The sequence below is a fragment of the Sphingomonas sp. BAUL-RG-20F-R05-02 genome, assembly GCF_022662305.1.
Lineage (GTDB): Bacteria > Pseudomonadota > Alphaproteobacteria > Sphingomonadales > Sphingomonadaceae > Sphingomonas.
The window spans coordinates 106,076-129,291 of the sequence record NZ_JAKNQH010000008.1 but is presented as its reverse complement, the minus strand read 5'-3'; the positions used below and the strand labels follow the sequence as shown (position 1 = coordinate 129,291).

The following is a 23,216-nucleotide window of genomic DNA, read 5'->3' as shown; positions in this document are numbered from 1 at the left end:
ATGCGTGTTTTCGTAACCGGCGCAACCGGCCTGGTCGGCTCCGCCGTCGTAGCCGAACTGATCGGGCATGGTCATGCCGTTCTGGCGCTCACCCGATCGGACGCGGCGGCTGCTGCCGCTGCGAACGCCGGCGCGGTTCCGGTGCATGGGGCACTGGGAGACATTGAGGTTCTTAGCCATGCCGCCGCCGAAGCCGATGGCGTCATTCACTTGGCGTTTTCGAACGATTTCAGCAGTCCAGAGGCGTTGTCGAGGTCCGTGGCAGAAGAAGGCGCGGCGTTGCTGGCAATGGGTGAAGCCCTGATCGGCAGCGGCCGCCCCATCGTCGCCGTGTCGGGTACGCCGGTCCTGAACGGACGCGTGTCGACAGAGGAGGATCCCTCGGTCATTGAAGGACCACTGAGCGGCCGCGGGCGCGCCGTAATGGCGTTGCTGGACTTGTCCTCGCGCGGCGTGCGAAGCGCGGCCGTGCGCCTGCCTCGAACGGTGCACAACGAGGGGAAAGGCGGCTTCGCCGGGCTTCTCACTAATATCGCCCGGCGGACCCAGGTATCGGGGTATCCCGGCGACGGTTCGCAGCGCTGGCCAGCGGTCCACGCGCGCGATGCGGCGTCGTTGTTCCGTATCGTACTCGAGCGCGCGGATCCGGGCACGGCATGGCATGCGGTCGACGACGAGGGCGATGCGGTTCGCGATATCGCTACGGTCATCGGCCGTCGGCTGGGCCTGCCTGTGCAGTCGGTGTCATCGGAGGCGTTCGGCGTTCTCGGTCCGATCTTTTCGGCGGACCAGCCATCGTCCAGCCGCAAGACGCGGGAGGTGCTTGGCTGGCAACCCACGCACGCCCGCCTGCTGGACGATCTGGAGCTACTCCAGCCCTGAGTGAGGCATAAGGCCGGAATGGGCTCCGTTCGCCGAACCTTCGGTCGACAAGCCCTGCACCATGGCGAGGAAGGCGCGAACGGCCGGGTTGGCCCGCCGGCTTTCGGGCCAGAGCGCCGTGATGTTGCGACGTTCGACGGCAAAGCCGGAAAGAACCGGAACCAGCTCTCCTCGTTTGACGTGCGGCGCCGCGATGAACGTGGCGAGCATGGCGATGCCTCCTCCTGCAACAACTGTCGCGACCAGCGCCTCGCTCGCATCAACGGTGATGCCGGAAGACGGCACCACCTCGACCTCGCGGTCGCCCATCCGGAATAGCCATCGGTACGCCTGTCCTGTGCTCTGGTAGCGCAGGTTGACGGTATCATGATCTTTCAAGTTGTCAGGATGGGCCGGTGTGCCGCGTGACGCGAGATAGTCGGGCGAAGCGAAACAGCAGAGCCGGTACGGTGTCAGCCGACACGACAGCAGCCGCGAGTCCTACAGGTCGCCAATTCGTACCCCATCTACAACGCCATCGCCACCGCCGACGAAAGGAACTGAACGCACTGTGTCAGCAGGACAACGAACCAGTAAGAACGGCGGTCGCACCCGGCACCAGCTCGGTTCTTTCTGGCTGTGATGTCGCGCAGACAGAGACGACTGGAACATCTGCTGGTATGACGGCGGCGCAAGTGGAGGGCGTCGGACATGCCGCAAGTCGATTGGCATCGGCGGCGGTAGCCCAGATCAGCCGCCCAAAGAAGCGAGCGATGCACTACCCGAGCACTACCTCGCGTCGCAAAGTCCGGTGCAGGCTCCAATCGAGGTTGTTGTGTCGAGAAGCTCATGGCTGACTGGCTACTCCAGCATGCGCAGCCCAAGCTCTCTGATCCCGTGCGTTACGCGAACGGCGGCGCACACCGGCTGTCTTTCTTTGCGATGGAACAAGCGGCTGGCCGGCTGCTTGGACCGCCGACGGTTGCCGACATCACCATCGTGCTGGTCGGGGGTTTCCATCTTTGGCGTCGTGCACACGGCGTGAGTCCCGCCACCGTCTCCCGGGACACAGCGGCCTTGCGACAGCCCCTGATTGGGCACGGAAGCACAACATGATCACGTCGGCTCCCTTCGTTCCAGACGTCCGCGAGAAAAGCGAACCACGCACCTCGTATACACGGTCGAGCAGGTCGCCGCGCTTCTCGATGCGGCTTGGGCCTGCGAGCAGCGCCACCACATCCACATGTTCGTTATGGTCATGTTGAGCACCAACGCTCGCGTTGAGGCAGTTCTGGAGCTCGACAAAGACACGCAGGTCCGGGACGGTCGAATCTACTTCAACGCGCCTGGGCGCCAGCAGACCAAGAAGCGCCGCTCGATCGTTCCGGTCTGCCCCACGCTCGCGCCTTGGCTCGAGACTCACCGCGGGCGAGCGATCCAATGGCGCAAACCGTGCACCGACCCGGTGACCGGCGCACAAGGCTTCAATTTAGTGCCAGTGGATAGCATCAAGACCGCGTTCGAGAAGACCCTGATCGCGGCCAGACCGTGTGGCCAAGCGACAGACAAGACCGGTGCTCCGCTCTGGCTACCGCCTCGACGTAAGCTCGGCGAGACCGCGCCTCGACCGAAGCTCGTCGGCCTCGGGTCTCCCAATACGCTCCGGCACACCGCAAGCACTGAGATGCACCGGCGCGGCGTGCCCGAGGCCCAGATCGAGACGGCGGCGGGCCACCGAGGCCTGGGAACCAATCAGAAGCATTATCGCCACCTTCGACCCGAGTATCTGGGCGACTTCATTGATGGCGTAGAATCATTCTGGGCCGACGTCGGTCGGCACACCGATGCGCACTTGCGATACCAGAATCATCGATCTGGCGAGCGCCCGACGCACTGCAAGCCAAAAAACTCAAAATCAATGTCTTAGGATGGTGCCGCTTACAGGACTCGAACCTGTGACCCCCGCATTACGAATGCGATGCTCTACCAACTGAGCTAAAGCGGCATCTGGTGATCGGCGGTCTGCATCGCCGATCTTGAGGGCGGCCGCCTATCATCTGAAATGGCGTGTGGCAAGTCGGTGTTCTTGCGGAAGCGTTCGGATAGGCGATTTTACGCGGCGTTTACCAAAGAGCGCGCACAGACGCATCAGAACAGGGATTCGGGCGGCGAATCCCGTATAGGGTCGGTTGCGCATGGATAATGTTCGCGGGGTCGAGGGCGACCGGGGCGGGGCGGCGGAAGTCGATGTGCGCGATGGCGATGTCGATGGTCCGCGGCTGGATATCGGCACCGACGAGCGGCGCATGCATGTTCGTGCGTATAACCATTGGGTGTCGTTGCTACACGGACGTGCCTATCCGGCGATCGGCAACCTTGATCCGGCAAATATCGCGGATTTCGGTCCGCACAGCGTGCTGCTCGATTTTTCGGAAGGGGTCGATAATCCGGCGATTCCATTCGTCGGCCGGGCGCTGCGCGAGGAATGTTCGATCGACAGCACGATCACGCACATCTCGCAGGTGCCGAGTCGTTCCTTGCTGTCGCGGCTGACTGACCATTACCTCCAGATCATCGCGAACCGTGCTCCGATCGGGTTCGAGGCCGAGTTCGTAAATGCGCGCGGGCACAATACGTTGTATCGCGGCATCCTGATGCCGTTCTCCTCGCATGAGGATTCGATCGATTTCATCTACGGCGTCATCAACTGGAAGGAACTGGTTGACGATGCGACGCAGGATCGTCTGAACGCGGAACTGGCGGCAGCGGTGCGCAGCGGCCCGGCGGCGGCGGCGGCCGCGATCGCCTGGGCCGATGGTCCCAGCGATGCCACGCTACCCGGTGACGAGATCGAGAGCGTCCAAGATACCGCATCCCTCGCAGTGACGCCGGCCCCGCCGGAAACGCTGTTCGATCATCTCGCGCTGGCACGCGAGTCAGCCGACGCAGTGCACGGCGCGGAAGGGCGAACGCGCGCCGCGCTCTATCACGCGCTCGACCGGGCTTACGCGTTTGCAGCAGCAGCGGACGCCGACCCGCGAAGCTACGAAGACCTGCTTGAAGATGCCGGGATCACGCTACAATTACGCGCGCCGATGACGCCGGTGGTCAAGCTCGTGTTCGGCGGCAATTATGACAAGACACGCCTGGCGGAGTACGCATCTGTATTGTCCCACGCCCGCCGCATCGGCATCGCGGCAGACGGGCTGGCGGGCTACCTCGATAGCGTGGAGGGCGGCATCAAGGGGATTGTCCAGGCCGAGCGCGCCGCCCGCGCGCCGGTGCCTGCTGTGATGGCTGATCCCGTCGCGCAGCTACGCGAACGGACGCCGATCGCTCAAGTGGCAATCTCGTCGACGGTCGCTGCTGGCGACTTCGTGGTGCTGCTCGCCCGGGCGGGCGAGGCGGGCATGCTCGATATCGTGGCCCAGCTGGATGATGATCCGGTGCTGCTAAAAAAGGCAATGCGCCAAGCGACTGCCTGATTTTTTCGCATTCCCCTCCCGGCAGAGGGTGTTGCGACGGTAGTAGCGTCCTATAGTGTTCGCGTAACGAACGGTCATCTAGGGCGAGTTATGGCACACACGACGCAGACACTGCTGGCGGAGGCGCTCGCCGCCCGGCTGACCAAGGGCGCGCTTCCCGGCGAACTACAGGGGTTCGACGCGCAGGCGATCGCTGAGGCCGCGGCGTTCGTCGTCGCGACGGGCGCGCACCGCCGCCCGGGCACGCCGGTGCTCGCGCTTGAGCCGCTTGCCGTCACCGACCCGCGCCGGCGGATGCGGCTGGCGATCATCAACGACGACATGCCGTTCCTGGTCGATTCGATCGCGGCGGTGATCGGCGCGCACGACATCGCGATCGACCGTATTATCCACCCTGTCGTGGGTGCGACGCGTGATCCCGACGGCGAACTGACCGCGATCGGCGACGTAGCGGCCGGTGTGGCGGAATCGATGATCTACCTCGAGCTGGAGCGCGCAGATGCGCGTGACCGGCGCGAGTTGATCGCCGCGCTGGAGCATAGTCTTGCCGATGTGCGTACGGCGGTGCACGACTGGTCGGCGCTGGAGGCGGCGATGGCCGCCGACGCCGAAACATTGGGCGCGACGTCGGAGCACATGGAGGGCGCGGCGCTGTTGCGCTGGTTCCTCGACCGCAATTTCACGCTGCTCGCGCATGAACAATGGGAGGACGGGCTTGCCTCCGCGCAGGGAATCGCACGCAACGGCCACGCCGTGCCGATCCTCGCCGAGGCTTCGCGGGAGCTTGCGATCGACTGGTTTCAGCAGGGCGGCGAGGCGCCTTTGCTGCTGAAGTCGAGCCAGATCTCCGCTGTTCACCGCCAGGTGCCGCTCGATCTCGCGTTGGTGCCGGTGCGACGTGGTGACTCGGTGGTTGGCCTGTCGATCCACGCCGGGTTGTGGACGAGCAGCGCACTGGCCTCACCGCCGCAGGAGGTGCCGGTGCTGCGCGCACGGCTGGCGGCGCTGGAGGCGAAGTTCGGCTTCGATCCCAAGGGGCACGCCGGCAAGGCGCTGACCCATGCACTCGCATCGCTGCCGCATGATCTGGCGACGGCGTTCGCGTTCGATGCGCTGGAGGAACTCGCGCTCACCGCCATGTCGCTGGCGGACCGGCCGCGGCCGAAGCTGGTGCTGGTGCGCAGTATCCTCGGGCGGCACCTGTTCGCCTTCGTCTGGCTTCCGCGTGACGACCTTACCACCGGGCGGCGGGTCGCGATCGGCGAGATGCTGGTCGAGGCGGCGAACGGCAGCCTGCTCAACTGGGCGATCGCGATGGACGGGGTGACGGCGCTCTTGCGCTATACGATCGATCTGCGTGGGCCGGGCGTGATGCCGGATGCGGCGGCACTGGATGCGCGCATCGCGCGGATGGTACGCGGCTGGGCGCCGGCGGTGGAATCCGCGCTGGCCGAGCAAGTCGAGCCGGCGCGCGCGGCGCGGCTGGCGCTGCGGTATGCCGGTAGCTTCCCGCAAGGCTATCGCAACGCGAAAACTCCTGAAGAGGCGGCTAACGACATCGTGCGGCTGGCAAGGCTGGAAGCGCCTGAGGCTAGGTCGGTACGTTTGTACCGCGAGGCGGACGGTGCGCTTCGGTTGAACCTGTACCGGATGGGTGGAGCGCTAGCTTTGTCGGATGCGGTGCCGGTGCTGGAGAATTTCGGCTTCCGCGTGATCGAGGAACAGCCGACCGCGCTGACTGATGAGGGGCAGAGCTTCGTCCATGACTTCCTCATTGAAACGGTGGGCGACCCATTGGCGGAGGACCCGGCCGTGCTGGAGGACGCGATCCGCGCGGTGCTGGAAGGCGCCGCCGAGAACGATGCGTTCAACCGGCTGATCGTAGAGGCTAACATCAGCCCGCGCGCGGTGGTGTTGCTGCGCGCGTGGTTCCGCTATCTGCGGCAGGCGGGGCTCACCTACGGTCTCGCCACCGTAGTCGATGCGCTGCGCCGTGCGCCGAAGGTCGCGGCGGCGCTGATCGAACGGTTCGACGTGGCGCATGACCCGGCGCTATCGACGCGGGACGTCGCCGCCGCCGACGCGGCGATCGAGCGGGGGCTGGATGCGGTGTCGGCGATCGATGACGATCGTATCCTGCGTGCGCTGCGCAGCGTGATTGCCGCGACGCTCCGCACCAACGCGTTCGCGCCTGCTGGACAGGCCGCTCTGGCATTCAAGCTGGACAGTCACCGCGTTCCCGGTTTGCCCGCGCCGCTGCCGTGGCGTGAGGTGTGGGTCTACTCGCCGCGGGTGGAGGGTATCCACCTGCGCGCCGGCCCGGTCGCGCGCGGGGGCTTGCGCTGGTCTGACCGGCGCGACGATTTCCGCACCGAGATCCTTGGCCTGATGAAGGCGCAGCGCGTCAAGAACGCGGTGATCGTGCCGACCGGGGCGAAGGGTGGCTTTTACCCCAAGCAACTGCCCGCGCCGTCCAGCCGTGATGCATGGCTGGCGGAGGGCACCGAAAGCTACCGCGTATTCATTCGCGCGCTGCTGTCGATCACCGACAACATCGTCGAGGGCGTGGTGACCCATCCCGACGAGGTGGTCATCCACGACGGTGACGACCCCTATTTCGTCGTTGCCGCCGACAAGGGCACCGCGACCTTCTCCGACGTGGCCAATGCGATCGCGATCGAACACGGCTTCTGGCTGGGCGATGCGTTCGCCAGCGGCGGCTCGGTCGGCTACGATCACAAGGCGATGGCGATCACCGCCAAGGGTGCATGGGTGTCAGTGCAGCGCCACTTTGCGGAGCGCGGCGTGGACGTGCAGACCCAGCCGATCCAGGTGGTCGGTTGCGGCGACATGTCGGGTGACGTGTTCGGCAACGGCATGCTGCTGTCCAAGGCGCTGAAGATCGTCGCGGCGTTCGACCACCGCCACATCTTCCTCGATCCGAACCCGGACCCGGCGGCAAGCTGGGCGGAGCGCGCCCGCATGTTCGCGCTGCCGCGCTCAAGCTGGGCGGATTACGACGCCAGCCTGATCTCCGCAGGCGGTGGCGTATTCCCGCGTACCGACAAGGTGATCCGCCTGTCCGAACCGGTGCGCGCGGTGCTGGGCGTGGACCAGGCCGAGATCGAACCGGGTGCGCTGATCTCTGCGATCCTGAAGGCGCCGGTCGACCTGCTGTGGTTCGGCGGCATCGGCACCTATGTGAAGGCGGCGTCAGAGAACAACATCCAGGTGGGTGACCCTGCCAACGACCGGTTGCGCGTCGATGCCGAGCAGCTTCGCGTGACGGCGGTGGGCGAGGGCGCCAACCTCGGCGTGACGCAGGCGGCGCGGATCGCGTTCGCGCAAGCCGGCGGGCGGATCAATACCGACTTCATCGACAATTCGGCCGGCGTCGATTGTTCGGACAATGAGGTCAACATCAAGATCGCGCTCAACCGTGAGATGATCGAGGGGCGGCTGGCCTATGAGGACCGCAACACGCTGCTCGCGTCGATGACGGACGATGTCGCGCACATCGTGCTGGAGGATAACCGCCTCCAGACGCTGGCGCTGTCGATCGCCGAGAGCACGGGCGCCCGCGATGTGCCGAGCTATGTGCGGCTAATCGAGATTTTCGAGAGCGCCGGATCGCTCGACCGCGCGGTCGAGGGGCTGGCCGCCAACGACATCCTGCTGCGCCGCGCGCAAGAGGGGCTGGGCCTGGCACGACCGGAACTGGCGGTGCTGCTGGCCACGGCCAAGCTCGCGTTGCAGGCGGCTATCGAACACAGCCCGCTAGGGCTGGATGCCGATCTCGCGCCCGATCTGCACGCGGCTTTTCCGCCGGCGATGCGCGAGGCCTTCCCCGAGGCGATCGACCAGCACCGTTTGCGCGGCGAAATCGTCGCGACCAAGCTTGCCAATCGCATCATCAACCGGCTCGGCATGCTCCACCCCTTCGAACTGGCGGAGGAGGAGGGTGCTGCATTGCCCGATATCGCCGCAATGTTCGTGGTGGCCGAACGGCTGTTCGATCTGCCGGCGTTGTGGGCGGAGATCGAGAGCGCGGACATGCCCGAAGCGGCGCGGATCGCGCTGTTCGACGAAGTTGCGGTGGCGACGCGTTCGCACATCGCCGATCTGCTCCGCGTGTCGCCCACCGGTGCCGGGCCCGGCATGGTTATGGCGCGGATCGGTGCGGGCATTGCCCAGCTCGACCGCCAGACCAAGGCGTTGCTGCTTGACGAGGCGAGCACGCAGAGCGCGCGCATCGCCGCCAGCCTGGAAGCGGTCGGCGCGCCGGGCGCGTTGGCGCAGAAGGTGGTGCGGCTGTTCGAGCTGGACGGGGCGGTCGGGCTTGCCGATCTCGGCCAGCGGGTCGGTCTCGACGAAACGGTGCTGACGCGGGCGTTCACACGGCTGGGACAGGCGCTCGGTCTGGACTGGGCGCAGGCCAACGCCGCGCGCATCGCATCGAGTGACCCGTGGGAGCGGCTGCTTCTCGCCGGGCTGGCGCGGGATTTCCAGCAGTTGCGGCTGGAGTTCCTCGCCCGCGGCACCGGTGGCGAGGACGCGGGCGACCCGCAGGCGCGGGTGGAACGCTGGCTGGCGGACAATGCCGGCCGCGTCGGGCAGTTCCGCGCCGGTATCGATCGTGCGCGCGGCACGGCTGCACCCAGCGCGGCGATGCTTGCGCAGATCGCGGGGCAGGCGCGGGTGTTGCTGGGACGATAATGGCCGGGCGTGCGCTGGCTGGTGGCTGGCGTGCGCCTTGGCTGGTGGGCCGATCGAAAAAGGGGCAGCTGCGGTCGCCGCTACCCTCGTCTTTCCCTCCCGGGCGAAGGCCGGAGCCGGTTGGGATGGCTTATGTTACGAAAGGGCACGCCAAATTATCGGCGTTCCGTAATGGAATTCCTGCTCTCGCCGAAGTAGGAACAGAGAAGCTGGCCCGGCCGCTGGTAACAGCGGCCGGGGTTTTCCAATCACGCCGCCGCGTCAACCGCCTTGGAGCGTTTGGCGAAACTCTTGCGCAGTTTGGCGAGCTTGGGCGGGATCACCGCTAGGCAATAGGGATTACGCTGACCTTCGCCGTCCCAGTATTCCTGATGATAATCCTCGGCCGGATACCAGTGCGAGGCCGGCTCGATCGTGGTGACGATCGGCTTGGCCGAGTCCGCCGCCGCACGCGCGATCGCGGCCTGCGCTTCCTCGCGCTGGTCGGGCGTCGTCGGGAACAGCGCCGAGCGGTACTGCGTGCCGACATCGTTGCCCTGCCGGTTGAGCTGCGTCGGATCGTGCGTGGCGAAGAAGATGTCGAGCAGTTCGGCGTAGCGGATCTGGTCCGCGTCGAAGGTGACGCGGATCGCCTCGGCATGGCCGGTATCGCCGCCGCACACCTGCTTGTACGTCGGGTTCGCGACCGAACCGCCGATATAGCCGCTCTCGACCTTCTCCACGCCGATCACGTCGGCGAACACCGCCTCGGTGCACCAGAAACATCCACCCGCGAAGGTGGCGACTTCGGTTGCCATGTCTTGCTCCTTATTGATGGGTGGAATGTAGGAAGCGATTGGCGTGGCGCAATCTTTGCGCGATAGGCGGCGCTGCTGCAGGAGGATATGATGATCGACGGCGCGGTGCTGGTGACGGGCGGAGCGGGTTATATCGGCAGCCATGCGGTGCTGGCGCTGCTCGACGCGGGCTACCGGGTGGTGGTGGTCGACAATCTCGTCACCGGCTTCGCCTGGGCGGTCGATGCCCGCGCGACCCTGGTCGAGGCGAACATCGAGGATGACGACGCGGTGCGGTCCGCGATCCGCGATCATGACGTCAAGGCGATCATGCACTTCGCGGGATCGGTGGTGGTGCCGGAGTCAGTGAGCGATCCGCTGAAATACTATCGCAACAACACCGTCGCGACACGCGCGCTACTGGAAAGCGCGGTGGTGTGCGGGGTGCCGCACTTCATCTTCTCCTCTACCGCCGCGACCTATGGCACGCCCGCGCGCATTCCGGTGATGGAGAGCGACCCGACCGTGCCGATCAACCCGTACGGCATGTCCAAGCTGATGACCGAGGCGATGCTCCGCGACGTGGCGGCGGCGCACCCGATCAACTATTGCGCGCTGCGCTATTTCAACGTGGCCGGTGCCGATCCGCAGGGCCGTTCGGGCCAGTCGACGGCGGGCGCCACGCATCTCATCAAGGTCGCGGTCGAGGCGGCGACCGGCAAGCGCGCGAGCGTCGGCGTGTTCGGCACCGACTTCGATACGCCCGACGGGACCGGGGTGCGCGACTATATCCACGTCAGCGATCTGGCGGCGGCGCATGTCGCCGCGCTCGACCTGCTCACCGCCGACCCGGCCAAGAGCCACACGCTCAACGCAGGCTACGGGCGCGGCTTCTCGGTGCTGGAGGTGCTCGACGCGGTTGATCGCGTCACCAACGTCACGATCGCGCGCAAGATCGAGGGGCGGCGCGCGGGCGATCCGGCGGCGTTGATTTCCGACAACGGCGCGATCCTGAAGGCGCTCGACTGGACGCCGCAGCGTGACGACCTCGATCTGATCGTGCGCGATGCGCTGGCTTGGGAACGCGCGCTGGCCGAACGCGGGGTCTGATCGCGTCGCGTCCGTATTGCTTTCCCGCGCGTGCGCGTTAGCCTCTGATTTTGGCGCGAAAAAAGGCGGGGCGGATGGAAAGACTGGCGTGGGCGCTCGCGGGCGCGGTGGCGCTGGTCGCCGCGCTGCCCGCCACGGCGCAGACGCGGCCCGATCAACAGTCATTCCTCACGCTGTACAAGGAACTGGTGGAGACAAACACCACGCTGTCCGCCGGCAGTTGCACCGATGCCGCCGCGAAGGTGGCGGCGCGGCTGGAGGATGCCAATTATCCGGCGCGCGACGTGACGCTGTTCGCGGCACCCGGCCACCCGAAGGAAGGCGGCGTGGTGGCGATCCTGCCGGGCAGCGACCCCGCCGCAAAGCCGATCCTGCTGCTCGCGCATATCGACGTTGTGGAGGCAAACCGGGCGGACTGGGCGCGCGACCCGTTCCGGCTCGTCGAGGAGGGTGGCTATTACTACGGGCGCGGCACCGCCGACGATAAATCCATGGCGGCGATCTGGGCGGATGCGCTGATCCGCTTCCGGCAGACCGGGTATCACCCGAAACGCACCGTCAAGCTGGCGCTCACCTGCGGGGAGGAAACCACCTTCGCGTTCAACGGCGCGGCGTGGCTGACCAGGAACAGGCCCGCGCTGATCGCCGCCGAATTCGCGCTCAACGAAGGTGGCGGTGGCCGCTATGGCGACGATGGCAAGCCCGAACTGCTCGCCATCCAGGTCGGTGAGAAGGCGGCGCAGAACTATACGTTCGCCACCACCGGGCCGGGCGGGCACAGTTCGCAGCCGACCAGCGACAACGCGATCTACGATCTCGCTGATGCGTTGAAGGCCGTGCAGGGCTATGACTTTCCGGTGCGTTTCACCGACACGACGCGCGCGTTTTTCACCGCGATGGCGCAGGATCGCAAGGGCACGCCGCCGCTGCTAGCCGAGGCGATCCGGCGGCTGCTCGCCGATCCGCAGGACGCCGAGGCCGCCGCGCTGCTCGACCGCGACAAGACCTTTCGCGCAACCCTGCGCACCACCTGCGTCGCGACCCTGCTGGCGGCGGGTCATGCCGAGAATGCGCTGCCGCAGCGTGCCACCGCCAACGTCAACTGTCGGATCTTCCCGGGCGAGACCGTCGCTGGGACGCTCGCCAAGCTGAAGGATCTTGCCGGCCCCAAGGTGACCGTTACCGCCAACGCCCCGATCCGGCCGACCGCGATCCCGCCCGCGCTCGACCCGCAGGTACTGGGGCCGGCCAAGGCGGTCGCGGCGCGTTACTTTCCGGGCGTGCCGATCCTGCCGCTGATGTCGACCGGGGCGACCGACGGCGTTTTCTTCGAGAGCATCGGCATTCCGGTATACGGCGCGCCGGGGCTTATGTTCGATGCCGACGGCAACGGCATGCACGGCCTGAACGAGCGGATCGGCGTCAAGGCGCTGTTCGAGGGGCGCGACTATCTGTTCGATCTGGTCAAGGCGTATGCCGGTTGATCCACCGTCAGGCATGGTTCAGCCGGGGGGTGTAAATCGTCGCTCCGCTACCGATATCGGTGGCATGGAGAACCTCACGATGAAATCCCTGATTGGTGGCGTCGCATTGGCCGGCGCGGCGGTATTCGCGCTTTCGGGCGGGGCGGCCAGCGCGGAGCGCGCGGTGCCGATTCCGGCCGCGCAGCATGACGTGCCGAACGCCGGCAAGCCGCAGGTCGCGGTCCTGGCGGGCGGGTGCTTCTGGGGTATGGAAGCGGTGTTCGAGCATGTGAAGGGCGTCAAGTCCGTGACAGCGGGCTATGCCGGCGGCAGTGCCGATACCGCGACGTACGATCAGGTCAGCAGCGAGACGACGCGTCATGCCGAGGCGATCCGCGTCGTATACGATCCGGCGAAGGTGAGCTATGCCACGTTGCTGCGCGTCTATTTTTCGGTCGCGCATGATCCGACCACGCTGAACGCGCAGTATCCGGACAGCGGTACCAGCTATCGCTCGGCGATTTTCCCGCAGAACCCGGCGCAGCGCGCGGTCGCGGCGGCCTATATCGCGCAGCTATCGCAGGCGCATGCGTTCAAGGCGCCGATCGTGACCAAGCTGGAGACCGGCGGCTTCTACCCGGCGGAAGCGTACCACCAGCACTTCTTCGATCGCAATCCGAACCACCCGTATATCACGCATTGGGACAAGCCCAAGGTGGCGGCGTTCCGGGCCGGCTTCCCGAGCCTCGCCGCCTGACGTGCCGAACCCGGGAGCGGCATGATTGGCCGTACCCGGGCGGTCGTGCGGTTATTGGCCGTTTGTGCGGCGCGAGCGGATCGCGCTGTCGGTTGCGGCCTGGTTCTGTTCGTCGATCATGATCCATTCGGCGCGTGTGTGGCACACGCTCTTGGACATCATCGAGCCGGTCGGTACCTCGCTGCGGCAGATCCGCTAGTTCGGGTCCATCGGCTTCTTGTCCTTGGCCAAACCCGGCGCGGCCACGATCAGCGCGGATAGTGCAGCGACGGTGATGAGGGGCAAGCGCATGAGGTGCTCCAGACAGATCGCGGCCGAGGTGCCACCCGGTTTGGGTATCAAGTCGGCCGTCATGCCGCAACCGTCATCAACCGAGCGATGATCCCGCGTCAGTCGAGCGTTTTCTTCCGCTTGGCGCCAGCGAGCGCCGACAGGACGCCGCGAAGCGTGCGCACCTCCTGGCTCGACCAGGCGGGTTTGGTGAGCAGGGTGCGCAGCGTTCGCCGCGTGACCGGCGAGCGATCCGGCGGAAAGAAGAAGTTGGCTTCCTCCAGCATGCCATCGAGTTGCGCGATCATACCGTCGAGTTCCTCCTGTGGGGCAGGCTCGGGCAGATCGACCTCGGGCGGCTGCGATAGCGCCACCCCTTTCGACCATTCATAGGCGACGAGGATCACCGCCTGCGCGAGGTTGAGCGAGCCGAATTCCGGGTTGATCGGGACGGTGATGATCTCGCGCGCGACCGCGACATCGTCGGTTTCAAGTCCGGAGCGTTCCGGCCCGAACAGGATCGCGGTGCGGCCTGGCCCGGCGTGGATCGCGCGCGCGGCGACTTCGGGGGTGACGACCGGCTTGGTGACACCGCGCTTGCGCACCGTGGTGGCGTAGACGTTGGGGCAATCGGCGATCGCCTCCGCCAGCGTGTCGAACACCTGCGCATGTTCCAGCACGCTGTCCGCACCGGAGGCGGCGGGGCCGGCGGCGGGGTTCGGCCAGCCGTCGCGCGGGGCGACGAGACGCATCTCCACCAACCCGAAGTTGAGCATGGCGCGGGCCGCCTTGCCGATGTTCTCGCCGAGTTGCGGGCGGACGAGCACGATGACGGGGGGCGGTGTTTGCGCTGGAGCTTGAGTTTCGGATCGCACTGTGGCGGTTCCCCGTTCCCGCTCGGCACGAACGGGCTGGGGACGGGGCCCGGCATCGCCATGTGCCGTTCGCTCCGGGTCCGGTCGTGGGACATCGTGCTGGGATTGCGGCATGGCGACGATGCGTAACGCCTCCAAGTCCGCGGCGGTCAACGCCTCCTGTCTGGCCCGTGCCCAGGGCTTCACCCGCTGCTCCGCCTCCAGCGCCTCGACCCGCGACGGGAAATCCTGTGACCACAATAGTTCCACCGGCAGGCGTGACAGCGTATAGCCTTCGAACTCCCCCGATTGATGTTGGCCGACCCGGCGTTCGAGATCGTCGGTATGGCCGGTGTAATAGCTGCCATCGGCGCAGCGCAGGATGTAGACCCAGAAGCTCATCGCTCAGGCCCTATCCTTCTATGCGCGGGTTGGACAAGAGGCGGGGCGACACGCGTTTGGCGGTTCGCCGGGGACTGGCGGCGGTCGGGCGGCGTTATCCGTTCGCGACCGCAGTCACGTTGCCGGCGAACTCCTCGAAGTCCTTCGCCTCGCGGAAATCCTTATAGACGCTGGCGAAGCGGATATAGGCGACCGAATCGAGACCCTTCAGCCCGTCCATCACCATTTCGCCGATACGCTGCGAGTGGATCTCGGTTTCCCCCTGCGTCTCCAACTGGCGCTGGATGCCGGAGACGAGCTTTTCCAGCCGCACCGGCTCGATCGGCCGTTTGCGCGCTGCGATCAAGATCGAGCGGAGCAGCTTTTCCCGGTCGAACGGTTCGCGCCGGTCCTCGCTTTTCAGCACGACGAGATCGCGCAACTGGATGCGCTCGAACGTGGTGAAGCGTGCCGCACACCCCTCGCATTGACGCCGCCGACGGATTGCCGCCCCGTCGTCAGTGGGGCGGCTGTCCTTTACCTGGCTGTCTTCATGTCCGCAGAAGGGACAGCGCACATCACATCTCCGCGTAGATCGGGAAGCGCGCGCACAATGCGGCAACCCGTTGCCGCACGTCCGCCTCGACCTGCGCGTCACCCTGCTCGCCCTTCTTGGCGAGGCCGTCGAGCACGTCGGCGACCATGTTGCCGATCTCGCGGAACTCGGCCACGCCGAACCCGCGCGTGGTGCCGGCGGGCGAGCCGACGCGGATGCCGCTGGTCTTGGTCGGCGGCAGCGGATCGTTGGGGATGCCGTTCTTGTTGCAGGTGATGCCGGCGCGCTCCAGCGCCTCGTCGGCGTCCTTGCCGGTCACGCCGAGCGGGGTGAGGTCGATCAGCGCGAGGTGCGTGTCGGTGCCGCCGGAGACGACCTCCGCACCGCGTTCCTTAAGCGTTGCGGCCAGCACCTTGGCATTCTCGATCACGGCGGCCGCATAGCTCTTGAACTCGGGCCGCAGCGCCTCGCCGAAGGCGACTGCCTTGGCGGCGATGACGTGCATCAGCGGGCCACCCTGAAGCCCCGGGAACACCGCCGAGTTGATCTTCTTGGCGATGGCTTCGTCATTGGTCAGGATCATGCCGCCACGCGGCCCGCGCAGCGTCTTGTGCGTGGTGGTGGTGACGACATGCGCATGCGGCAGCGGCGAGGGGTGTGCGCCCGCCGCGACGAGGCCGGCGAAATGCGCCATGTCGACCATGAAATACGCACCGACCTCATCCGCGATCGCGCGGAACTTCGCGAAGTCGATCTCGCGCGGATAGGCCGAGCCGCCCGCGATGAGGATCTTCGGGGTGTTGGCGCGGGCGATCTCCGCGACCTTGTCGTAGTCGATCAGGTGCGTGACCGGATCGACACCGTATTGCACCGCGTTGAACCACTTGCCCGACATCGCGGCACGCGCACCGTGGGTGAGGTGGCCGCCGGCGTCGAGGCTGAGGCCCATCACCGTCTCGCCCGGCTTGACCAGCGCGAGCATCACCGCGCCATTGGCCTGTGCGCCCGAATGCGGCTGGACGTTGACGAAGCCGCAGCCGAACAGTTGCTTGGCGCGGTCGATCGCAAGCTGCTCGACCTCGTCGGAGGGGTGGCAGCCCTGGTAGTAGCGCTTGCCGGGATAGCCTTCGGCGTACTTGTTGGTGAACACCGAACCCTGCGCTTCGAGCACCGCCTTGGAGACGATGTTTTCGGAGGCGATCAGCTCGATCTGGTCCTGCTCGCGTTTCAGTTCGTGGCGCACGCCAGCGAAGACCGCCGGATCGGCATCGGCGAGGCTGCGCGTGAAGAAGCCGTCGGGTTGAACGTCGTTGAGGGGCTTGTCAGCGATCTGGGTGCTCATGCGCTTTCCCTTTCGAGGGCGGGGGCGCCGAGCTTGTCGACGCGCGGTTGATGACGGCCGCCGGCGAACTGCCCGGCGAGGAAGGATTCGAGGCAGGCCTGCGCCATGTCCGGCCCGATCAGCCGTGCGCCCATCGCGATGACGTTGGCGTCGTTATGCTGGCGGGCAAGGGTGGCGGCGAAAGGATCGCTCACCAAGGCGCAACGGCAGGCGTGGTTGCGGTTGACCGCGATCGAGATGCCGATGCCGGACCCGCACAGCGCCACGCCGAAATCCGCCGCGCCCGCCGCGACATATTCCGCGAGGCGATAGCCATAATCCGGGTAATCGACCCGTGCCGCGGTTTCCGGGCCGAGATCGGTCACGTCATGGCCCGCCCCTTGCGCCCACGCGACGAGCGCGGCCTTGAGATCGACGGCGGCATGATCGGAGGCGAAGGCGATGCGCAAAGGCGGCGAGTCCCGGGTAAGGTGGCGACGCGCGGCTCTTACGCAAAGCCGCCGATGATTGCCACACCCGTTGCGGTCCGACCCGCGACACCATAGAGCGGTAGCATGACGGAAACACCAGCCGGATCGATTGCAACGCGCGATGCAGCGCGCGCCGAACTCGTCGCGATCCTGCTGCGCACCGGCGAGGAGGACCGCGCCGCGTTCCGCGACTTGTATCTGCGCACCAACGCGAAGCTTTTTGGCGTCTGCCTGCGTATCTGCGGAGAGCGGGAGGCGGCGGCGGACGTGTTGCACGATGTCTATCTGACGATCTGGAAGCGTGCCGGCGCCTACGAACCCTCGCGCGCCAGCCCGATCACCTGGCTGGCGACGATAGCACGCAACCGCGCGATCGACTGGCGGCGCGCGCAAGGCTCCCGACCGACTGCGCCGATCGAGGATGCGCCCGACCTCCCCGATACGGCGCCAATCGCCAGCGACACGCTGATCGCCGACGAGGAGGCGCACAGCCTGCACCGTTGCCTCGACGAACTCGACGACAACCAGCGCGATTCGATCCGCACCGCGTTCTTCCAGGGCGTGACCTATGCCGAACTCGCCGAACGGGTGAGCGTGCCGCTGGGAACGATGAAGAGCTGGGTGCGGCGCGGCCTCGCGCGGTTGCGGGAGTGTCTTGAGGCATGACCGACATCCGCACGCCGCAGGATATGCCGGACGTCACCGCCGCCGAGTTGGCGCTCGGTGTTCTCGACGGCGAGGAACGCGCGGCCGCGCTGCGGCGTGTGTTGGCTGAACCCGGCTTTGCGCACGATGTTGAGGCGTGGCGCAGCTATTTCGGGCAGCTCTTCGCAATCTGGCCGGAGGTCGCCGCGCCGGGCGGCGTGTTCGAGCGCGTCGAGCGGTCGATCGACGCGCCGCATGGCGTGGCGCCTCCGCGCAGCCGCTTCTGGCCGGCGCTGGCGGGATTGACCAGCATCGCGGCTGCCGGCCTGCTCGTGTTCGTCGTCGCGCGACCGCCGCAGGCGCCGCTGCCGGCACCGGCGCCGGTCGAAACGCCGGCGGTGCGGTCGCTGCTGGTCGCGTCGATCGCACCGACCGCGAAGGGCACGGCGATCGCGGCGGTGTACGATCCAGCGCGCGGCCTGCTGCGCGTCACGTCGGGCGATACGCCCGCCGCCGGCCGCAGCGCCGAGTTGTGGGTGATCGGCGCGGACAAGACGCCGCATTCGCTCGCCCTGCTGGCGAGCGGCGGCGCGACCAGCGTTACGCCGGGCGTTGCGGTTCGCCGCCAGCTTGCCGCCGGCGCGACGCTGGCGGTGACGATCGAGCCGGAGGGCGGCTCGCCGACCGGTGCGCCGACCGGGCCGATCGTGCTGAAGGGCGATCTTTCCGCGGTGTAAGTCTGCGGCATGCCTAAGCTCCGGTCGCTGCTCGCCAGCGCGGAACAGGCACTCCGATCGCTTACGCTTGAGGTCGGCGCCAGTGGCGGTCGACTGATGCCATAAAATAGCGGCAATCGGCATCGCGGTGCATCCGAAGTGGTCCGCGCGTCGTATCTTCGGCAGTCTTTCTCCTCGGCGGCGAAAGGCAGGTACCCCGGCTACGTACTTCCTCCCTCGATAGCTCGTGCCGGGTGACAAATGTAAAGGGCCTGTCGGTGGAACACCCCACCGACAGGTTCTTTTCATTTGGACGCGAACGCGTCATGGAAGCGTCATCGCTTTGTCGTAGCTGAGCGCCGCGCGACCCCGCCGGCCCGCAGGAGATTGAAATGGCTATCGCCGCCCGCCCGCCCAAGAACCGCGCCGTCCGCGCGGCGGTCCATCGTCACGACCATCTGTCGAAACAGGGCATCCTCGAACGCGCCTTCACCTTCGCGTTCCGGGGGCTGGTGTATGCGCAGATCTGGGAAGATCCGGCGGTCGATATGGAAGCGCTGGCGATCACGCCCGACAGCCATGTCGTGACGATCGCATCGGGCGGCTGCAACATGATGTCGTATCTGACCGCCAACCCGAAGGCGATCACCGCGGTCGATCTCAACACCGCGCATATCGCGCTCAACAAGCTCAAGGTCGTCGCGGCGCGACATCTGCCGGATTACGCGACGTTCCACCGCTTCTTCGCGCGTGCCAACAGCCGTGCCAATATCCTCGCCTACCGCACCTACGTCCGCCCGCATCTCGACGAGACGAGCAAGCGGTATTGGGAAGGTCGCGACATGGTCGGCCGGCGGCGGATCGGCGGTTTCGCCAAGGGCGTCTACAAGCGCGGTCTACTCGGCAATTTCATCGGCGCGGCGCATCTGATCGCGCGGATGAACGGCGTGAACCCGAAGGTGCTGCTAAAGGCCAAGACCATCCAGGAGCAGCGCGAGATCTTCGACCGCGAGTTCGCGCCGGTGTTCGACAAGGGCTTCATCAAATGGCTGACCGATCAGCCCGCCTCGCTGTTCGGGCTCGGCATCCCGCCCGCGCAATACGAGGCGCTCGCCGGCGACGAGAAGATGGCGGTGGTGCTGCGCGAGCGGCTCGAAAAGCTCGCCTGCGATTTCGATCTCAAGGACAATTACTTCGCGTGGCAGGCGTTCAACCGCGGCTATAGCGAAGACCCCAATGCCCCGCTGCCGCCCTATCTCCAGAAGGCGCATTACGGCGAGATCGTCGACCGGGTCAGCCGGATCGAGGTGCGTCACACCAACTTCACCGAATACCTGCGCAGTCAGGATGCCGGCTCACTCGACCGCTACATCCTGCTCGACGCGCAGGACTGGATGACCGACCAGCAGCTTACCGAACTGTGGGGCGAGATCACCCGTACCGCCAAGCCGGGCGCGCGCGTGCTGTTCCGCACCGCCGGCATCGCCACGATCCTGCCGGGCCGGGTGCCGGACGATATCCTGTCGGCATGGGATTACCGCGCCGAGGATTCGCTCGACTACACGCGACGCGATCGTTCCTCGATCTATGGCGGCGTCCATCTCTACGTGCTGAAATAATGGCGGGCGATGTGGGCGCCGGTCATGCCGGCCATATGGATGCGATCTACAAGACGCAGCGGCACTTTTACGATCTGACCCGCAAATATTATCTGCTCGGCCGTGACGCGCTGATCGCCGGTCTCGCACCGCCGCCGAACGGCACGGTGCTGGAGATCGGCTGCGGAACCGGACGCAACCTGATCGCGGCGGCTAGGCGCTGGCCGGATGCGCGCTATTACGGCGTCGACATCTCCGAGGCGATGCTGGAGACTGCGCGGGCGAGTATCGCCAAAGCTGGCCTGACCGGCCGCATCACGCTCGCCCAGGGCGATGCCACCGCGTTCGACAACATGGCGCTGTTCGGGGTCGCGACGTTCGACCGCATCTTCCAGAGCTACACACTCTCGATGATACCCGACTGGAAGGGCGCGCTGCGCGAGGCTGCCGGCAAGCTGGCGCCGGGCGGGCGGCTCGACATCGTCGATTTCGGCCAGCAGGAGCGGTTGCCGTCGCCGTTCAAGGCATTGCTGTTCGCGTGGCTCGCCAAGTTCGACGTGACGCCGCGTGCGGAGTTGAAAGGCGCTGCCTGCGGTATCGCGCGCGATACCGGCCTGACCGCAAGCTTCGCCTCGCTGCGCAACGGCTATGCGTGGTCCGCTCGATTGAGCCGGGCGGTTTAACGTGCGGCGGCTGATGCCGCCGCGAGCGTTTTGCGAGTGCGATCGGTCGGTTGGGCCAACCTCTCTGACGGCGATGTTGAAACGGTTTCTTCGACATCGCCGATTTCGCGAGGTTTAGTGGTGGAATAGCAGGTACAGCACCAGGATTACGGGGATCGGCACGCCCAACAGCCAGAGAATACAGCCTTTTCCCATCGTAACGTCCTTCGTTGCAGGTTCGTTACGATACAACCTCCGGACGCAATTCAGGTTCCGGCGAGGGTCAGGCCGCCTTGCGGAGGTCCAGCCGGCTCCAGATTTCCGCCAGCGCCTTCGTCAGGTCGCGCATCATCGTCTCGTCATGCGCCGGACCCGGCGTGAAGCGCAGCCGTTCGGTGCCGCGCGGCACGGTCGGATAGTTGATCGGCTGTACGTACACGCCATATTCGGCAAGCAGGATGTCGCTGATCCGCTTGGCCTTGACGGGATCGCCGACCATCAGCGGGACGATATGCGTTTCGCCCGGCATCACCGGCAGGCCGGCGTCCGTCAGCATCGCCTTCAGCTTCGCCGCCGCCGCCTGCTGAGCCTCGCGCTCCACGCTCGACGCCTTCAGGTGCCGCACGCTCGCCAGCACGCCCGCCACCAGCACCGGCGATAGCGAGGTGGTGAAGATGAAGCCCGGCGCATAACTGCGGATCACGTCGACGATCATCTGGTCGGCCGCGATATAGCCACCCATCACGCCGAACGCCTTGCCGAGCGTTCCCTCGATGATCGTCAGCCGGTCGGCAACGCCCTCGCGTTCCGAGATGCCGCCGCCGCGTGGGCCGTACATGCCGACCGCGTGCACCTCGTCGAGATAGGTCAGCGCGTTGTATTTGTCGGCAAGGTCGCAGATCGCGGCCACCGGCGCGACGTCGCCCTCCATCGAATACACGCTCTCGAACGCGATCAGCTTCGGCGTGGCGGGATCGACCGCCGCCAGCAGTTCTTCGAGATGGTCGAGATCGTTGTGGCGGAACACGAACTTCTCGCAGCCGGCGTTGCGAATGCCGGCGATCATCGAGGCGTGGTTGAGCTCGTCGGAAAAAATCACGCAGCCCGGCAGAATTTTGGCGAGCGTCGCCAGCGTCGCCTCGTTCGACACATAGCCGCTGGTGAACAGCAGGGCGCCTTCCTTGCCGTGCAGATCGGCGAGTTCGCCTTCCAGATCGACGTGGTAATGCGTGTTGCCGCCGATGTTGCGCGTGCCGCCGGAACCCGCACCGACATCGTGGAGCGCCTCTTCCATCGCGGCGACCACCTTGGGGTGCTGGCCCATCGCTAGGTAATCGTTGGAGCACCACACCGTGATCGGCTTCGGCCCGTTATGCCCGGCGAAACAGCGCGCGTTGGGGAACGCCCCTTTGTTGCGGAGGATGTCGATGAACACCCGGTACCGACCCTCGGCGTGCAGCCGATCGATCGCCTGAGTGAAAATCCGCGAGTAATCGACCCCGCGCGCCGGTGCATGCGATTCCATGATCGTCGGCATTTAGGGGCAATCCCTCCCACATTCCAGCGCATTGCGTGCATTCGTGCGTGACACGTCCGCATGCAGGCACGCCCTTGTAGACCGATCGCGCCGGCCTTTGCTGCTGGACACTTTGTCGCAGCCCTGCCGCATCGGTGCAAGACCCGTCAAAGCGACTCCACGTCGCAAAGCCCGTAGCGCAACAGGGCAGGGCGCAGCGCCGCATCTTCCGCGCCGACGCCCGTGAACACGGCGCGCCCGGCGCCGGGCGTGTCCGGCCAGTCCTGTCCCTGCGTCAGATGGGCGATCCGCCGCGCGATCCCGGCCGAACCGTCGACGAAGGTGAGCGGCCGGGGGGCAGCGGCGGCAAGCTGCCCCGCCACCAGCGGGAAGTGCGTACAGGCGTTGACGATTACGTCGATACGCTCGCCGCCGGGCTGATCGAGCAGTCCCGCCAGGATGGCGCGGTAACGCTCCGGCGCGGCGACATGGCCGCGCAATTCGGCCTCCGCGAGGGCTACCAGTTCGGCCGAGCCGTGGCGCAGGACCACGCAATCGGCTGCGAACCGGGCGGCGAGATCGTCGACATACGGCTGGCGCACGGTGGCATCGGTGCCGAGCACGCCGATCGCGCGCGTTTTGCTGGTCTGGGCGGCGGGCTTGATCGCGGGCACGGTGCCGACCACCGGCAGGTCGAGCGCGCCGCGCACCGCGCCCAGTGCAATCGTAGAGGCGGTGTTGCACGCGATCACGATCAGGCGCGGGCGATAGCGTTCCGCCAGCCGCCCGAGCAACGCCGGCACGCGCGCGGCGATTTCGGCCTCGGTCTTGGTGCCATAAGGAAAGCCGGCCGAATCGGCGACGTAGACGAACGGAGCCTGCGGCAGCAGAGCGCGGGTGGCCCCGAGCACCGAGAGGCCGCCGACCCCCGAATCGAAGAACAGGATCGGCCGCGCGTCGCTCATCGGCGCAGGCCATAGCCGCAACCCACGGTTTGACAATCTCCGTGCTTGATGGAGAGCATGGCGCGTGCGCCCG

At 66.5% G+C, this 23,216-nt stretch carries 20 protein-coding genes and 1 tRNA gene; 12 read left to right on the top strand and 9 right to left on the bottom strand.

Translation table 11 applies throughout. The features are described 5' to 3' along the window. Entirely contained in the window at positions 1 to 882 is an 882-nt protein-coding gene (locus tag L8F97_RS16445; RefSeq protein ID WP_242152710.1) for an SDR family oxidoreductase, read from the top strand. Here the strand turns inward: L8F97_RS16445 and L8F97_RS16440 are convergent. Further along, positions 868 to 1,350 (bottom strand): substrate binding domain-containing protein, encoded by a 483-nt coding sequence (locus L8F97_RS16440; RefSeq protein ID WP_277925035.1) that lies wholly within the window; start codon positions 1,348 to 1,350, stop codon positions 868 to 870. The two genes, L8F97_RS16445 and L8F97_RS16440, sit on opposite strands and share 15 nt — an antisense overlap. 604 nt (positions 1,351 to 1,954) lie before the next feature. Here L8F97_RS16440 and L8F97_RS16435 point away from each other — a divergent pair. Then, complete coding sequence (locus L8F97_RS16435) at positions 1,955 to 2,788, top strand: tyrosine-type recombinase/integrase (RefSeq protein ID WP_242152707.1); 834 nt, start codon at positions 1,955 to 1,957, stop codon at positions 2,786 to 2,788. 2 nt (positions 2,789 to 2,790) lie between these two features. On the opposite strand, the gene L8F97_RS16430 is transcribed toward L8F97_RS16435, so the two are convergent. Continuing rightward, positions 2,791 to 2,866: transfer RNA gene (locus L8F97_RS16430), tRNA-Thr, on the bottom strand. A gap of 190 nt (positions 2,867 to 3,056) precedes the next feature. Here L8F97_RS16430 and L8F97_RS16425 point away from each other — a divergent pair. Continuing rightward, positions 3,057 to 4,346, top strand: a complete 1,290-nt coding sequence (locus L8F97_RS16425) for a hypothetical protein (RefSeq protein WP_242152704.1) — start codon at positions 3,057 to 3,059, stop codon at positions 4,344 to 4,346. A gap of 90 nt (positions 4,347 to 4,436) precedes the next feature. Continuing rightward, positions 4,437 to 9,062, top strand: coding sequence for an NAD-glutamate dehydrogenase (locus L8F97_RS16420; RefSeq protein ID WP_242152698.1), 4,626 nt, complete (start codon positions 4,437 to 4,439; stop codon positions 9,060 to 9,062). A gap of 248 nt (positions 9,063 to 9,310) precedes the next feature. Here L8F97_RS16420 and msrA (L8F97_RS16415) read toward each other — a convergent pair whose 3' ends face one another. After that, on the bottom strand, positions 9,311 to 9,859 hold the full coding sequence (gene msrA / locus L8F97_RS16415; protein WP_242152694.1) for a peptide-methionine (S)-S-oxide reductase MsrA: 549 nt from the start codon (positions 9,857 to 9,859) through the stop codon (positions 9,311 to 9,313). A gap of 90 nt (positions 9,860 to 9,949) precedes the next feature. Between msrA (L8F97_RS16415) and galE the strand changes: the two genes are divergently transcribed. The 4 genes from galE (at position 9,950) to L8F97_RS16395 (ending at position 13,367) form a co-directional block, all read left to right on the top strand. Further along, positions 9,950 to 10,948, top strand: coding sequence for a UDP-glucose 4-epimerase GalE (galE, locus tag L8F97_RS16410; protein WP_242152691.1), 999 nt, complete (start codon positions 9,950 to 9,952; stop codon positions 10,946 to 10,948). Positions 10,949 to 11,022: 74 nt separating this feature from the next. Then, positions 11,023 to 12,432: a M20/M25/M40 family metallo-hydrolase gene (locus tag L8F97_RS16405; RefSeq protein WP_242152688.1), complete on the top strand. Its 1,410-nt coding sequence runs from the start codon at positions 11,023 to 11,025 to the stop codon at positions 12,430 to 12,432. 79 nt (positions 12,433 to 12,511) lie between these two features. Then, positions 12,512 to 13,168, top strand: coding sequence for a peptide-methionine (S)-S-oxide reductase MsrA (gene msrA, locus L8F97_RS16400; protein WP_242152685.1), 657 nt, complete (start codon positions 12,512 to 12,514; stop codon positions 13,166 to 13,168). Positions 13,169 to 13,193: 25 nt separating this feature from the next. Further along, positions 13,194 to 13,367: a hypothetical protein gene (locus L8F97_RS16395; protein WP_242152682.1), complete on the top strand. Its 174-nt coding sequence runs from the start codon at positions 13,194 to 13,196 to the stop codon at positions 13,365 to 13,367. A 190-nt stretch (positions 13,368 to 13,557) separates the two neighbouring features. Here the strand turns inward: L8F97_RS16395 and L8F97_RS16390 are convergent, their stop codons facing one another. The 4 genes from L8F97_RS16390 to L8F97_RS16375 all read right to left on the bottom strand — a co-directional run bounded on the left by L8F97_RS16390 (position 13,558) and on the right by L8F97_RS16375 (position 17,020). Continuing rightward, complete coding sequence (locus L8F97_RS16390; RefSeq protein ID WP_242152679.1) at positions 13,558 to 14,694, bottom strand: TrmH family RNA methyltransferase; 1,137 nt, start codon at positions 14,692 to 14,694, stop codon at positions 13,558 to 13,560. Between the two features lie 94 nt (positions 14,695 to 14,788). Next, a complete protein-coding gene (nrdR, locus tag L8F97_RS16385; RefSeq protein ID WP_242152676.1) occupies positions 14,789 to 15,250 on the bottom strand; it encodes a transcriptional regulator NrdR in 462 nt (153 codons plus the stop codon). 1 nt (position 15,251) lies between these two features. Further along, positions 15,252 to 16,571 (bottom strand): serine hydroxymethyltransferase, encoded by a 1,320-nt coding sequence (gene glyA / locus L8F97_RS16380; protein WP_242152673.1) that lies wholly within the window; start codon positions 16,569 to 16,571, stop codon positions 15,252 to 15,254. Next, positions 16,568 to 17,020 (bottom strand): RpiB/LacA/LacB family sugar-phosphate isomerase, encoded by a 453-nt coding sequence (locus L8F97_RS16375; RefSeq protein WP_242152671.1) that lies wholly within the window; start codon positions 17,018 to 17,020, stop codon positions 16,568 to 16,570. The genes glyA and L8F97_RS16375 overlap by 4 nt, the downstream gene beginning before the upstream one ends. A 105-nt stretch (positions 17,021 to 17,125) precedes the next feature. On the opposite strand from L8F97_RS16375, the gene L8F97_RS16370 reads away from it, so the two are divergent. The 4 genes from L8F97_RS16370 (at position 17,126) to L8F97_RS16355 (ending at position 20,683) form a co-directional block, all read left to right on the top strand. Further along, positions 17,126 to 17,707: a sigma-70 family RNA polymerase sigma factor gene (locus L8F97_RS16370; RefSeq protein WP_242152669.1), complete on the top strand. Its 582-nt coding sequence runs from the start codon at positions 17,126 to 17,128 to the stop codon at positions 17,705 to 17,707. Continuing rightward, positions 17,704 to 18,423 (top strand): anti-sigma factor domain-containing protein, encoded by a 720-nt coding sequence (locus tag L8F97_RS16365; RefSeq protein WP_242152666.1) that lies wholly within the window; start codon positions 17,704 to 17,706, stop codon positions 18,421 to 18,423. The genes L8F97_RS16370 and L8F97_RS16365 overlap by 4 nt, the downstream gene beginning before the upstream one ends. A 371-nt stretch (positions 18,424 to 18,794) precedes the next feature. Further along, entirely contained in the window at positions 18,795 to 20,021 is a 1,227-nt protein-coding gene (locus L8F97_RS16360; protein WP_242152663.1) for a DUF3419 family protein, read from the top strand. Further along, positions 20,021 to 20,683, top strand: a complete 663-nt coding sequence (locus L8F97_RS16355) for a class I SAM-dependent methyltransferase (RefSeq protein WP_242152660.1) — start codon at positions 20,021 to 20,023, stop codon at positions 20,681 to 20,683. The genes L8F97_RS16360 and L8F97_RS16355 overlap by 1 nt, the downstream gene beginning before the upstream one ends. Positions 20,684 to 20,945: 262 nt before the next feature. Here the strand turns inward: L8F97_RS16355 and hemA are convergent, their stop codons facing one another. Together hemA and murI are read right to left on the bottom strand one after the other, a co-directional pair. Further along, the gene (gene hemA, locus L8F97_RS16350) at positions 20,946 to 22,199 is read right to left on the bottom strand and encodes a 5-aminolevulinate synthase (RefSeq protein WP_242152655.1); all 1,254 of its coding nucleotides are present in this window, start codon (positions 22,197 to 22,199) and stop codon (positions 20,946 to 20,948) included. Positions 22,200 to 22,345: 146 nt separating this feature from the next. Then, positions 22,346 to 23,143 carry a glutamate racemase gene (gene murI, locus L8F97_RS16345; RefSeq protein ID WP_242152650.1) on the bottom strand — a complete coding sequence of 266 codons (798 nt, stop codon included), beginning with the start codon at positions 23,141 to 23,143 and terminating at the stop codon, positions 22,346 to 22,348. Positions 23,144 to 23,216 lie beyond the last annotated feature (73 nt).

Bases quoted from the DNA above. Each gene is read 5' to 3' on its own strand.
- murI (WP_242152650.1), bottom strand. From the start codon at position 23,143: ATGAGCGACGCGCGGCCGATCCTGTTCTTCGATTCGGGGGTCGGCGGC.
- L8F97_RS16420 (WP_242152698.1), top strand. From the start codon at position 4,437: ATGGCACACACGACGCAGACACTGCTGGCGGAGGCGCTCGCCGCCCGG.
- L8F97_RS16360 (WP_242152663.1), top strand. From the start codon at position 18,795: ATGGCTATCGCCGCCCGCCCGCCCAAGAACCGCGCCGTCCGCGCGGCG.
- glyA (WP_242152673.1), bottom strand. From the start codon at position 16,571: ATGAGCACCCAGATCGCTGACAAGCCCCTCAACGACGTTCAACCCGAC.
- L8F97_RS16355 (WP_242152660.1), top strand. From the start codon at position 20,021: ATGGCGGGCGATGTGGGCGCCGGTCATGCCGGCCATATGGATGCGATC.
- galE (WP_242152691.1), top strand. From the start codon at position 9,950: ATGATCGACGGCGCGGTGCTGGTGACGGGCGGAGCGGGTTATATCGGC.
- L8F97_RS16445 (WP_242152710.1), top strand. From the start codon at position 1: ATGCGTGTTTTCGTAACCGGCGCAACCGGCCTGGTCGGCTCCGCCGTC.
- hemA (WP_242152655.1), bottom strand. From the start codon at position 22,199: ATGCCGACGATCATGGAATCGCATGCACCGGCGCGCGGGGTCGATTAC.
- L8F97_RS16405 (WP_242152688.1), top strand. From the start codon at position 11,023: ATGGAAAGACTGGCGTGGGCGCTCGCGGGCGCGGTGGCGCTGGTCGCC.
- L8F97_RS16425 (WP_242152704.1), top strand. From the start codon at position 3,057: ATGGATAATGTTCGCGGGGTCGAGGGCGACCGGGGCGGGGCGGCGGAA.
- L8F97_RS16390 (WP_242152679.1), bottom strand. From the start codon at position 14,694: ATGAGCTTCTGGGTCTACATCCTGCGCTGCGCCGATGGCAGCTATTAC.
- msrA (WP_242152685.1), top strand. From the start codon at position 12,512: ATGAAATCCCTGATTGGTGGCGTCGCATTGGCCGGCGCGGCGGTATTC.
- L8F97_RS16370 (WP_242152669.1), top strand. From the start codon at position 17,126: ATGACGGAAACACCAGCCGGATCGATTGCAACGCGCGATGCAGCGCGC.
- L8F97_RS16365 (WP_242152666.1), top strand. From the start codon at position 17,704: ATGACCGACATCCGCACGCCGCAGGATATGCCGGACGTCACCGCCGCC.
- msrA (WP_242152694.1), bottom strand. From the start codon at position 9,859: ATGGCAACCGAAGTCGCCACCTTCGCGGGTGGATGTTTCTGGTGCACC.